At 71.5% G+C, this 12,255-nt stretch carries 11 protein-coding genes and 2 pseudogenes; 9 read left to right on the plus strand and 4 right to left on the minus strand.

Annotation, left to right across the window (positions count from 1 at the left end; translation table 11 throughout):
* Positions 1–243: 243 nt before the first annotated feature.
* The 8 genes from C1J00_RS27115 to C1J00_RS27150 all read left to right on the plus strand — a co-directional run bounded on the left by C1J00_RS27115 (position 244) and on the right by C1J00_RS27150 (position 7,483).
* Positions 244–1,899, plus strand: a complete 1,656-nt coding sequence (locus tag C1J00_RS27115; RefSeq protein WP_102911653.1) for an FAD-dependent oxidoreductase — start codon at positions 244–246, stop codon at positions 1,897–1,899.
* 281 nt (positions 1,900–2,180) lie between these two features.
* Complete coding sequence (locus tag C1J00_RS27120; RefSeq protein WP_102911644.1) at positions 2,181–3,338, plus strand: SchA/CurD-like domain-containing protein; 1,158 nt, start codon at positions 2,181–2,183, stop codon at positions 3,336–3,338.
* A 67-nt stretch (positions 3,339–3,405) separates the two neighbouring features.
* A complete protein-coding gene (locus C1J00_RS27125; RefSeq protein ID WP_245936528.1) occupies positions 3,406–3,849 on the plus strand; it encodes a cupin domain-containing protein in 444 nt (147 codons plus the stop codon).
* Positions 3,846–5,114, plus strand: a complete 1,269-nt coding sequence (locus C1J00_RS27130; RefSeq protein ID WP_102911646.1) for a beta-ketoacyl-[acyl-carrier-protein] synthase family protein — start codon at positions 3,846–3,848, stop codon at positions 5,112–5,114. Before C1J00_RS27125 ends, C1J00_RS27130 begins: the two co-directional genes overlap by 4 nt.
* A complete protein-coding gene (locus C1J00_RS27135) occupies positions 5,111–6,364 on the plus strand; it encodes a ketosynthase chain-length factor (RefSeq protein WP_102911647.1) in 1,254 nt (417 codons plus the stop codon). The genes C1J00_RS27130 and C1J00_RS27135 overlap by 4 nt, the downstream gene beginning before the upstream one ends.
* A gap of 32 nt (positions 6,365–6,396) precedes the next feature.
* The gene (locus C1J00_RS27140; protein ID WP_102911648.1) at positions 6,397–6,651 is read left to right on the plus strand and encodes an acyl carrier protein; all 255 of its coding nucleotides are present in this window, start codon (positions 6,397–6,399) and stop codon (positions 6,649–6,651) included.
* 1 nt (position 6,652) lies between these two features.
* Positions 6,653–7,132 (plus strand): SRPBCC family protein, encoded by a 480-nt coding sequence (locus tag C1J00_RS27145; RefSeq protein WP_102911649.1) that lies wholly within the window; start codon positions 6,653–6,655, stop codon positions 7,130–7,132.
* Between the two features lie 18 nt (positions 7,133–7,150).
* Positions 7,151–7,483, plus strand: a complete 333-nt coding sequence (locus C1J00_RS27150) for a TcmI family type II polyketide cyclase (protein WP_102911650.1) — start codon at positions 7,151–7,153, stop codon at positions 7,481–7,483.
* A gap of 114 nt (positions 7,484–7,597) precedes the next feature.
* On the opposite strand, the gene C1J00_RS27155 is transcribed toward C1J00_RS27150, so the two are convergent.
* The 4 genes and pseudogenes from C1J00_RS27155 to C1J00_RS45500 all read right to left on the minus strand — a co-directional run.
* The gene (locus C1J00_RS27155) at positions 7,598–8,626 is read right to left on the minus strand and encodes a methyltransferase (protein ID WP_102911651.1); all 1,029 of its coding nucleotides are present in this window, start codon (positions 8,624–8,626) and stop codon (positions 7,598–7,600) included.
* Between the two features lie 39 nt (positions 8,627–8,665).
* A complete protein-coding gene (locus C1J00_RS27160) occupies positions 8,666–9,754 on the minus strand; it encodes a right-handed parallel beta-helix repeat-containing protein (RefSeq protein ID WP_102911652.1) in 1,089 nt (362 codons plus the stop codon).
* A gap of 83 nt (positions 9,755–9,837) precedes the next feature.
* Positions 9,838–10,401: pseudogene (locus tag C1J00_RS27165) on the minus strand (LuxR C-terminal-related transcriptional regulator); the annotation flags it as partial.
* Positions 10,397–10,858: pseudogene (locus C1J00_RS45500) on the minus strand (ABC transporter ATP-binding protein); the annotation flags it as partial. The pseudogenes C1J00_RS27165 and C1J00_RS45500, both read right to left, overlap by 5 nt.
* Positions 10,859–11,041: 183 nt before the next feature.
* Between C1J00_RS45500 and C1J00_RS27170 the strand changes: the two are divergent.
* A partial coding sequence (locus tag C1J00_RS27170; protein ID WP_146046264.1) for an ABC transporter ATP-binding protein occupies positions 11,042–12,255 on the plus strand: 1,214 nt, incomplete at its 3' end.

A 12,255-nucleotide genomic window follows, 5' to 3' on the forward strand; every position in this document is an offset into this window, starting at 1 on the left:
GGGGGAGGCACCGGGCGTGGAGCACCGGGCGGGGTCGGAGATCACGATGCCGGCGCGGGCGGTGCTGCTGCTGCGGGTGGCGGGGTGACCCCGTCGGGGCAGCGGACGCGGTCGGCGGGTGCGGACGGGCAGCACGCAGCAGGCGGGTGAAGCCTGAGCCACTGTCACCTTCCCGGGGCATGCATGAGGATCTCCGCCGCATCCGGCCGGGTCGGCGGTATCGACGCGCTGGAGGCGACAGTGATGAACGAACGAGGCGGACGGACGGGTCCGCACACCATCAGCGTCCCGGTCCTCATCGTCGGCGGGTCCCTGGTCGGCCTGTCGACCTCGCTGTTCCTGGGACGGCTGGGCGTGCCGCACATGCTGGTGGAGCGCCACGCGGGCACCTCCATTCACCCGCGAGGCCGGGGTAACAACGTCCGCACGATGGAACTGTTCCGGGTGGCGGGTGTCGAGAAGGCGATCCAGGAGGCGGCCGCCACCCTGGCCGTCAACAAGGGCATCCTCCAGACGCCCACGCTGACCGGTGACGCGGGCGAGTGGCTGTTCAAGGACATCGACCCGGGGGGCGGCCTGGCCCGCTTCAGCCCCAGCGCCTGGTGCCTGTGCAGCCAGAACGACCTCGAACCGGTCCTGCTCGACAACGCCCGCAGGCACGGAGGAGACCTGCGCTTCGCCACCGAGCTGATGTCGTTCGACGCCGGCACCACCGGTGTGACCGCCGTGGTCAAGAGCCGCGAGACGGGTGAGCACACCACCATCCGCGCGGACTATCTCGTCGCCGCGGACGGCCCGCGCAGCCCCGTGCGGGAGCAGCTCGGTATCGCGCACAGCGGGCCCGGCGACCTGTTCCACAACGTCAGCCTCACCTTCCGCTCCCGCCGCCTCGCCGATGTCGTGGGCGAGCGCCACTTCATCGTCTGCTACCTGACGAACCCGGAGGCCGACGGCGCCCTGCTGCCGGTGGACAACCGCGAGAACTGGGTCTTCCACGCCCCCTGGCATCCCGAACAAGGCCAGACCCTGGAGGAATTCACCGACGAGCGGTGCGTCGAGCACATCCGCCGGGCGGTCGGGGTCGCCGACCTCGATGTGGAGATCACCGGCAAGGCGCCGTGGCACGCCGCTCAGCGGGTCGCCCGCAGCTATCGGTCCGGACGCGTGTTCCTGGCCGGTGACTCGGCTCACGAGATGTCCCCCACCGGGGCCTTCGGTTCCAACACCGGTATCCAGGACGCGCACAACCTCGCCTGGAAGCTCGCCGCGGTACTCGACGGCTGGGCGGGGGATCACCTGCTGGACACCTACGACGCCGAGCGCCGTCCCGTGGCCGAGGCCACCAGCGCGCGTGCCGCGGCCCGGTCGGCCGAGCACAGCCATCCCGGATTCGCCGCGCCGGCCGGAGCGGGCGGCGGTCCCCAGCGCGGCATCCTGAACGTGGCCCTCGGGTACCGCTACCCGCAGGGCGCCGTCGTCGGCGCCGATCCCGCGGCCCCCGTGGTACCCGAGAGCCTCGACCTGACCGGCGGCCCCGGCAGCAGGGCCCCGCACCTGTGGGTGCGTCACGGGGACGAACGGATGTCGACGCTCGACCTCTACGAGCGGTCGCTGGTGCTGCTCAGCGACGCCGATGAGCCGAACGCGTGGCACGAGGCCGCGATCCGCCTCGCCGACGAGCTGGCCCTCCCGCTCAGGTCGTACCGGGTGGGCACCGGAACCCAGGCCGACCTGGTGCCGGAGGACGCCGCCGACTGGGCGGAGCGCCACGGCACGGGGCCCGGGGGCGCCGTGCTCGTCCGGCCCGACGGGTTCGTCGCATGGCGGTCGCCGGCTCCGGACCCGGATGCCGAACAGGTGCTGCGCCAGGTCCTGAGGACCGGGCTGGCGGTCGGCTGAGTCCCCGCGGCCCTCGAACCGGCGAGTGCCCCGACGGGTGATGAGGGGCGGGCGGCCCCGCGCTCATCACCCGGACGGGCCACTGCGACCGACGGACCTAGGACCACGCGGACGGCCCGGTTGTCCTGACCGGTCTCGCCCGACGGCCACCCGCCCCGGTCACTCGCGGACGTCGTCCGAGTCGCGCGATGTGCGGGGACGGCCCCAGGATCGAGGAACGCCGACGTCGCATCCCTGCGGCCGGCGTTCACGTTCCCCGCCGCGAAGGAGATGTGCGCAGGATGACCACCACGTCCGAACGGGGGGCAGGTTCGCGGGCGCGACAGGCCTCGCACCATGTCTCCCAGTCCGTGTTCGACGGTTCCCGACTCCGCGTCGTCCTCCTGGTCGACGTCCACGACGGGGCCCAGCAGGAGTTCCTGGAGGCCTACGAACAGTTGTGCAACCAGGTCGCGTCCGTCCCCGGGCATGTCAGCGACCAGCTGTGCCAGTCGATCGAGAACCCCTCCCAGTGGCTCATCACCAGTGAGTGGGAGAGCGCCCCGCCGTTCCTCGCCTGGGTCAACAGCGAGGAGCACGTACGGATGGTGGAGCCGCTGCACAGCTGTGTGCGGGACACACGGTCGTTGCGCTTCCACGTCGTCCGCGAGACCGGCGGACCGGCGAAGGGCGCCGACCCGGCCGGGCGCCGCCTCCAGACGGCTCCCCGGATCGGTGACGGTGTGATCCGGCACGCGCTCACGTTCACCGTGAAGCCGGGCAGCGAGGAGATCGTCGCCAAGATCCTCGCCGACTACGACTCGCCCGAGCCGAAGGTCGACGACACCACCCGGCTGTGCCGCACCTCGCTGTTCATGCACGGCAACCGGGTGGTGCGGGCCGTCGAGGTGCGGGGCGACCTGCTGGCCGCGCTGCGCCACGTCGCCCGGCAGCCCGAGGTGCGGGCCGTCGAGGAGGCCATCAATCCCCATCTGGAGCAGGACCGGGACCTTGGCGACCCCGAATCCGCCCGGGTCTTCTTCACCAGGGCCGCGCTGCCGGCCGTCCACCACGTGAGGGCGGGGCGGCAGGAGCCGGAGGGCGAACGGTACGCCCTGTACTACCCGGCGCGGCCGGAGCGCGGCATGCAGCTCGCCGAACTCCTGGCCCACCGGGACGAGGCGGCGGCGGACGACCCGCGCAGCCCGGTCCTGCGCAGCACGATCTTCCAGCGCGACGACGTCGTCGTACGGCTGATCGACGTGCACGGCGGAATCGAGGAGGCCGACCCCGGCCATCTTCTCGGTCTGTCCGGCTCGGCACAGGTGGCCGAGCTGACGACGCTCCTGGACGACGCCGCGGGCATGGACGTGGCCACGTCGAAGGACGACAGCCTCGCACACCTGCTCGAACGGGCGCGCATGGATCTCGTCACCGACCGCCGGTCGCCCGACGCCTGATTCGCCATCCGTGGGAGGGGCGATGCCGCCTCTCCCGCGTTGGCGCAGCACCTCAACGGAGGAACGCGTGATCACATCTCGTCCCAACATCGTGAACCTGAGCGACGTCGAGCCCAACCGCCGGCGAGGCGGTGACCTGCGCGCCATGCTCACTCCGGCCGCGGTGGGCGCCACCAGTGGATTCATGGGCGTGGCGCTCATCGAGCCCGGTGACCGAATCGGCGAGCACTACCACCCGTACTCCGAGGAGTTCGTGTACGTGGTGTGCGGGCAGCTCGAGGTGGACCTGGACGGGGAGCCGCACCCGCTCCGGCCCGAGCAGGGGCTGCTGATTCCCGTCAACGTGCGCCACCGCTTCCGCAACGTCGGCGATGTGGAGGCCCGGCTGGTCTTCCACCTCGGTCCCCTGGCACCGAGTCCGCCGCTGGGCCACGTCGACACCGAGGAGACCGACGCCGAGTCCGCAGTGGTGGGAGCGGAGGCGGTCGCACGACGTCAGGTCCGCTCATGACGAGGCGGGTGGCGGTCACCGGCATAGGTATCGTCGCTCCCGGCGGCACGGGCGTGCCGGCGTTCTGGAACCTCCTGGCGGCCGGGCGCACGGCGACACGGGCCATCACGTTCTTCGACCCGTCCGGTCTGCGTTCGCGGATCGCCGCCGAGTGCGACTTCGACCCCACGGCCCACGGCCTGGACCCGCGGGAGGTGGAACGCAGCGACCGTTACATCCAGTTCGCCCTGGTGGCGGGGGACGAGGCGATACGGGACTCCGGCCTCGACCTCGACGCCGAGGACCCCTGGCGTGTCGGCGTCTCGCTCGGCACGGCGGTCGGCGGCACCACCCGGCTGGAGCACGACTACGTCCTGGTCAGCCACGGCGGGCAGCGCTGGGACGTGGACCACCGGGAAGCGGGCCCCGACCTGCACCGCGCGTTCACGCCCGGCGCGCTCGCCTCGACGGTGGCGGAGCGGTTCGGGGCGCGCGGCCCGGTCCAGACGGTGTCCACGGGCTGCACCTCCGGGCTCGACGCGGTCGGCTACGCCTTCCACACCGTGGAGGAAGGCCGGGCCGACATCTGCATAGCCGGTGCCTCGGACTCGCCGATCTCCCCGATCACCATGGCCTGCTTCGACGCGATCAAGGCCACCTCGTCGAACAACGACGACCCGGCCCACGCCTCGCGCCCCTTCGACGCCGACCGCGACGGATTCGTCATGGGCGAAGGCGGCGCCGTACTCGTCCTGGAGGAGCTCGAACACGCCAGGGCCCGCGGCGCGCGCGTGTACTGCGAGCTCGGCGGCTACGCCACGTTCGGCAACGCCTACCACATGACCGGCCTCACCAGCGAGGGCGTGGAGATGGCCCGCGCCATCGAGGACGCCCTCGACCATGCGCGGCTCGACCCCACCGCGATCGACTACGTCAACGCGCACGGCTCGGGCACCAAGCAGAACGACCGCCACGAGACCGCCGCGGTCAAACGGGTCCTGGGACCGCACGCATACGAGACACCCATGAGTTCCATCAAGTCGATGGTGGGCCACTCGCTGGGCGCCATCGGAGCGATCGAACTGGTCGCCTGTGTGCTGGCCCTGACCCACCAGGTGGTACCGCCGACCGCGAACTACGAGACCCCCGACCCCGAGTGCGACCTGGACTACGTCCCCCGCGTGGCCCGCGAGCGCAAGCTCGGCAGCGTGCTCTCGGTGGGCAGCGGATTCGGCGGGTTCCAGTCCGCGGTGGTCATGACCCGGCCGAGGGAGAAGTCACGATGAGCGAACCTCGTCCACGGCGCGCGGCCGTCACGGGAATCGGTGTGGTCGCGCCCAACGGATCCAGTACCGAGACGTTCTGGAAGTCCACCAGGGAGGGCATCAGCGTCCTGGACCGCGTCACCCGGGAGGGCTGTGAGGATCTGCCGCTGCGGGTGGCGGGCCAGGTGCGCGACTTCGACCCGGCGGCGGCGATCGAGGAGCGCTTCCTGGTCCAGACCGACCGGTTCACACACTTCGCGATGGCCGCGGCAGACCTCGCGCTGGACGACGCCCGGCTCCCCCGGTCCGTGACCGACGAGGTGCCCTTCTCCGTGGGTGTGGTCACCGCGGCCGGTTCCGGCGGCGGCGAGTTCGGGCAGCGCGAGCTCCAGCAGCTGTGGGGCAAGGGCAGTCGCTTCGTCGGCCCGTACCAGTCCATCGCCTGGTTCTACGCCGCCAGCACCGGCCAGATCTCCATCCGCCACGGCTTCAAGGGCCCCTGCTCGGTCGTCGCCGCCGACGAGGCCGGCGGCCTGGACGCCCTCGCCCACGCGGCACGAGCCGTACGGCGCGGCACCGATGTGATCGTGGCCGGGGCGACCGAGGCGCCGATCGCGCCCTACTCGGTGGTCTGCCAACTCGGCTACGGGGAACTCAGCACGGTCGACGACCCGACCCGTGCCTACCGCCCGTTCACGTCCGCGGCCTGCGGGTTCGTGCCCGCGGAGGGTGGCGCCATGGTCGTGGTGGAGGCGGAGAGCACGGCCCGGGAGCGGGGCGCGCCCGTGCGGGCCCACCTGGCGGGACACGCGGCGACCTTCACGGGAGCCTCCCGCTGGGAGGAGACCAGGGAGGGCCTTGCCCAGGCCGTCCGGGGCGCTCTGGCGGAGGCCGGCTGTGCCCCCGAGGAGATCGACGTGGTGTTCGCCGACGCCCTCGGCGTACCGGAGGCGGACCGGGCCGAGGCCCTGGCCATCGCCGACGCTCTCGGGGCCCATGGCACCCGGGTGCCCGTCACCGCGCCGAAGACCGGGATCGGCCGGGGCTACTGCGCGGCGCCGCTGATGGACGTCGCGGCAGCGGTGCTCTCGATGGAGCACGGTCTGATCCCGCCCACCCCCAACGTCTTCGACATCTGCCACGACCTCGACCTCGTGACAGGCCGGGCCCGTACCGGCGAGGTACGCACGGCGCTGGTCCTGAGCCGCGGGCTCATGGGGTCGAACTCGGCGCTGGTGCTGCGGCACGGCGCCACCGACGCCTCGTCCTGAGGCGCCGTCGAACAGGCAAGGAAGGGAATGGCATGACTGACCGCATCACTGTGGAAGAGCTGTCCGAACTCATGAAGAAGTGCACCGGCGTCACCGTCGCCCCGGAGGATCTGCGCCGCGACGAGTCGGCGTTCGAGGCCCTCGGCGTCGACTCACTGGGTCTGCTGGGCATCGTGGGCGAGCTGGAGAACCGGTACGGCACTCCGATGCCGACGGACGCCGAACGCTCCAAGACGCCCCGGCAGTTCCTCGACCTCGTCAACGGTGCCCTCCTGGCAGGAGCGTGACATGGCCGGACACACGCAGAACGAGATCACCATCGCGGCGCCGGTGGACCTGGTGTGGGAGGTGACCAACGACCTGGAGAACTGGCCGCAGCTGTTCAGCGAGTACGCCTCCGTCGAGATCCTCTCCCGGGAGGGCCCGAGGACGACGTTCCGGCTGACCATGCACCCCGACGAGAACGGCACCGTGTGGAGCTGGGTCTCGGAGCGCGAACCGGACCGCGACACGCTCACCGTCAAGGCCCGGCGGGTCGAGACGGGCCCCTTCGCCCACATGGACATCCACTGGGCGTACGAAAAGGTCCCGGCCGGCACGCGGATGGTCTGGACGCAGGACTTCGCGATGAAGCCGGACGCACCGGTCGACGACGCGTGGATGACGGACAACATCAACCGGAACTCCAAGGTGCAGATGGGCCTGATCCGCGACCGCATCGAGAAGATCGCCGCGGAGCGCGGCGCGAGTGCCGGTCCGACCGGCTGAACCGGACGGAGAGCTCCCATGCACCAAGCTCTGATCGTCGCCCGGATGGCCCCGGGATCGGCGCCCGACATCGCCAAGGTGTTCGAGGAGTCCGACCGCGGGGAGCTGCCGCACCTCGTCGGTGTGACCCGGCGCAGCCTCTTCCAGTTCGGCGATGTGTACATGCATCTGATCGAGGCCGAGCGCGACCCCGGGCCCGCCATCGCCAGGATCAGCGGCCATCCCGAGTTCCGGGACGTCAGCGAGCGGCTGGCCGCGTACGTCAGCGCGTACGACCCCGAGACCTGGCGTTCCCCGAAGGACGCCATGGCGCAGCGCTTCTACCTCTGGGAGCGCGAACCGGCCGGCTGACCGTAGCGGCAGTCACCGGCCGCCGGGCCCGCGACACCGCGGGCCCGGCGGCCGGTGGCTTTCGGGTGGGGCGGAGCCCCGGAGTCACCGGGGCTCGCGGGAGGCGCGGCCGGGTCAGCCGGGGACGCGGCAGTCGAACGCGTGCAGGTAGGGATTGACCGGACTGACGTCGTCGACGGTCAGACCCGCCTCGGCCAGCCGGTCCAGCATGCTCCGGGTGGTGTGCTTCGCCCCGCCGACGTTGAGGAGCAGCAGCAGGTCCATCGCGGTGCTGAACCGCATCGAGGGCGAGTCGTCGACGAGGTTCTCGATGACCACGACCCGCGTCCCTGGTCCGCCGGCCTCACGGACGTTGCGCAGCGTGCGGGCGGTGCTCTCGTCGTCCCACTCCAGGATGTTCTTGATGACGTAGACGTCGGCCTTCACCGGTACGGCCGTCCGGACGTCGCAGGGCACCACGCGGGCCCGGTGGGCGAGGTCGCCGCCCGCGCGCAGTCTCGGCACGGCGTTCTCCACCACCCTGGGGAGGTCGAGCAGGGTCCCGTGCATGGTTGGGTACTTGTCCAGCAGGCTCGCCACCACGTGCCCCTGGCCGCCGCCGATGTCGGCGACCGACGTGTGGCCGGTCAGGTCGAGGAACTCCGCGACGTCGCGGGCGGACTGCACGCTGGAGGTCGTCATCGCGCGGTTGAAGACGTCGGCGGACTCCGGGGCGTCCTCGTTGAGGTAGGGGAAGAACTCCTTGCCGTACAGGCCCTCCACCACGTTCCGGCCGGTGCGTACCGCCTCGTCCAGCTGCGGCCAGACGTCCCAGGTCCACGGCTCGGTGCACCACAGCGTGATGGCGCGCAGACTGTCGGGGTCGTCCTCGCGCAGCAGCCGGGAGACGTCGGTGTGTGTGAACGTCCCGTCCGGGCGTTCCGCGAAGACGCCGTGGCAGGACAGGGCTCGCAGGAGCCGTCGCAGCGGCCCGGGTTCGGTCTTCACCGCGGCCGCGATGTCCTCCGCGGCCATGGGGTCGTCACCGAGGGCGTCGGCGACGCCCAGCCGGGCGGCCGCGCGAAGGGCGGCGGCGCATGCCGCCCCGAAGGCGAGTTCCCGCAGCCGCATGGACGGCGGAGGTGCGGGCTGGGTGGTCGTCATGTGCCGCCTTCCTACTTCGATCACGTCAACGGTGGGGGGTCAGCACAGGCCTGCGGGCCTGGACAGCCGACAGGTGTTGCCCTGGAACGTGTTGCCCTGACCGGGGTCCGTGTTGACCAGGTCCGCCGGAGCGTTGCCCCGCAGCAGGTTGTCGCTGATCCGGTTCCGCTCGCTGGTCGTGCCGACGAAACTCTTGAACACGACGATGCCGCCCGACAGCGGGGAGGTGCCGGCGTTGTCCCTGATCACGTTGCGGGTGACCAGGTTGTCCTCGGTGCCCGTCAGCACGATTCCGGACCCCTGCAGGGCGTCCAGCCGGGCGGTCTTCGGGCAGGACTTGTTGTTGCGCACGATGCGGTTGTCGCGCACGGTCACGAGGCCGGCCTTCGGCTTGTTCTCGTCGCCGACGACGAACACCCCGGCGCAGTTGCCCGTGACGTGGTTGTCCGAGACGGTCAGGTTGCGCAGCCGGCGGACGGTGACGCCGATCCGGTTGCCCTCCAGCCGGTTGTGCTCGACCACCGTTCCACCGGTGTCCAGGGCGCCCCGCTCCTCCGTGACCGTGTTGGCGAGGAACAGGCCCGCGTCGCCGTTGTCGCGGGCGGTGTTGCCGCGGAACATCCCGCGGAGCGACTCCTCCGTGGCGATGCCCCACACCCCGTTCCCGACCGCGTTCACGTTCTGCACGGTCAGCCCGTCGGCGTCGTGGGCGTAGACACCGGTCTTGCCGAAGCCGGTCACCGTCAGGGAGGCGATGGTGACGCCGTCGACGTGGTGGTCCCGCGTGCCCTCGACGCAGATGCCGTTGCCGGCCGCGGCGCAGCTGTCGGCGGCCCTGCCGGTGTCCGGCGCGGTCGCGGTGCCCGGGGCCCTCTGCGGCTTGAGCACCGTGCCGCGGCCCATGCCGCGCAGGGTGAGGCCGGGTGTGCTGACGCTGACGCTCTCGCGGTGGGTGCCGCGGGCCAGCAGGACGGTGTCGCCCGGCCGGGCGGAGTCCACCGCCTCCTGGATCGATTCCCCCGGTCTCACCAGATGGACCGTGTGTGTGGCGGTCGGCGCGGCGGCGCCCAGACCCGTCCCGAGCAGCGCCGCCGCGCATGCCAGAGGTGCGATATGACATTTCTTCATATTGCGCAGATTAGAGGGTGAAAGGCCGCGAAGCGGTGCGATGGGCCATCCGGCGGCGTGGCACCTGTCGGCGGCGCCACTCCCTAGCCGAGGATCCCCCGGTCGTAGCCCGCCGCCACCGCCGCGGCGCGGTCCTTGGCGCCGAGCTTGGCGTAGAGGTGGGTGAGGTGGGTTTTCACGGTCGCCTCGCTGATGAACAGTTCGCGGGCGATCTCGCGGTTGGAGGTGCCCTTGGCCACCAGGGCCAGGACCTCACGTTCACGGGCGGAGAGCGGCTCGTTGCCGGGGGCCCTGGGCGTACGGACCGCGGAGACCAGGCGGGAGGCCACCGCCGGGGAGAGGACGGTGCGGCCTTCCGACGCCGCCCGCACCGCCGTGAACAGCTCCTCGCGCGGGGCGTCCTTCAGGAGGTAGCCGGTCGCACCCGCCTCGATCGCGGGGAGGGTGTCGGAGTCGGTGTCGTAGGTGGTGAGGACGAGGACCTTGGCGCGGGCGCCGGTGCGGGCCAGTTCACGGATGGCGTCCACTCCCCCGCCGCCCGGCATGCGCAGATCCATCAGGATCACGTCCGGGTCCAGGCCCGCGGCGAGCGAGACCGCCTCGACGCCGTTCGGTGCCTCCCCGAGAACCTGGAAGCCCGGCCACGACCCGGGGGTCGCCGATCAGGGCCAACGCGATGAACAGGCGCTGTTTCTGGCCGCCGGAGAGCTTCGCGAACCGGGTGGACAACTTCTCCTCCAGCCCGAGCCGTTCGGCCAGGGGACGCCAGTCGGCGGGAGCCGGGTAGAAGGCGGCGTACAGCTCCAGCGCCTCACGGACGGTGAGTTTCGGCTGGAGCTGACTCTCCTGGAGCTGGGCGCCCAGGACTTGGGCGACCCGCTCGTGGTCGGCGACGGGGTCGAGGCCGGTCACGCGGACACGGCCGGAGTCGGGCACGCGCAGCCCCTCGACACATTCGACGGTGGTGGTCTTCCCGGCGCCGTTCGGGCCGAGGATCCCGAAGATCTCCCCTTCCTCGACGGTGAAGGAGACACCGTCGACGGCGGGGCGGCCGGCGTAGGTCTTGCGCAGGTCGGTGACGTCGATGACGGGTGCGGTCGGCATGTGAAGAGGGTCCCGGCGGGACGGGGTCCGTCGCATCGGCCGTCGCGCTCGAACGGACATCAGCCGATCGGTTGACGCCACCGTACGACCCCTCGAACGCCCAGGTCGTAGGACCAACGGCCGATCCGGGTCCGGCGGAAACTCGGTGGGCAGTGTCAGTGGCGATCCGTAGGCTCGCTGCTGATGGCCACGACACCAGCCCCCGCCCAGGACCGTTCCGCCGTGCGTACGCTGCTGCGCCTGTGGCCGTACGTGCGGCCCGTGCGGGGGCGGCTGTTCAGCGCCGCGTTCGTCGCGATACTCGCCTCCTGTGTGGGCCTGGTGATCCCGCTCGCCCTGAAGTGGATGGTGGACGGGCCGATCGCCGGCCGGGACCCGGCGGGGGTGTGGCTCGGCGCGCTGTTCCTGCTGCTGCTCGGCTTCACGGAGGCCCTGCTGTTCGGGCTGCGGCGGTGGCTGGTGGCCCGGCCGCTCTCGCACGTCGAGGCGTCGATGCGGGCGGCACTGTACGGGCACCTCCAGCGGCTGCCGGTGGCCTTCCACGACCGGTGGGCCTCGGGGCAGTTGCTGTCCCGGGGGACGACGGACCTGATGCTGCTGCGCATGTTCCTCGCGTTCCCGCTGACGTTCCTCCTGGTCAACGGGGTGACGATCCTCGTCGGCGTGATCATCATGCTGCTCCAGGACTGGACGCTGGGGTTGGTCATCCTCGGGCCCGCCGTCCCCGTCCTGGTCACGTGCGTGATCTTCGAGAGGCGTTACGCGAAGCTGGCCCGGCGCGCCCAGGACCAGGTCGGCGACCTGACGACGGTCGTCGAGGAGAGTGTGCTCGGCATCCGCATCATCAAGGGCTTCGGCCGCCACCGGAGCCAGGAGCGGGCATTCCGGGACCTGTCGAAGACGCTGCGCGGCACGGAACTGCGCAAGGCGCGGCTGCTGGCGACGATCTGGGGTGTCATCGTGACGCTGCCGGAGGTGGCGATCGGGGCGGCGCTTGTGGTGGGGGTCGTCCAGGTGGCCGACGGTGTTCTGTCGGCGGGGACCCTGGTGGCGTTCCTCTCGACGGCGCTGGCGTTGCGGTGGCCGGTGGAGTCGATCGGTTTCCTGCTGGCGATGAGTCAGGAGGCGGCGACGGCGACGGAGCGGTACTTCGAGGTGATGGACGCGGAGGTGGAGGAGGCTGGGGAAAGGTCCGACACCACCACGGCCACAGCCCCGGTCACCGGCACCGGCTCCGGCACCCGCTCACGCCCCGGCACCGCCTCCGGCCCGGGCACTGGCACAGGCACAGGCACAGGCCCCGCCCCTGGCACCGGCACCGGCACCGCTCACGTCCCCGACAGGGGACTCCGCTTCCACGACGTCCGGTTCCGCTATCCCGACGCCCCGCCCGACAC

This window comes from Streptomyces cahuitamycinicus (assembly GCF_002891435.1).
Taxonomy (GTDB): Bacteria; Actinomycetota; Actinomycetes; order Streptomycetales; family Streptomycetaceae; genus Streptomyces; species Streptomyces cahuitamycinicus.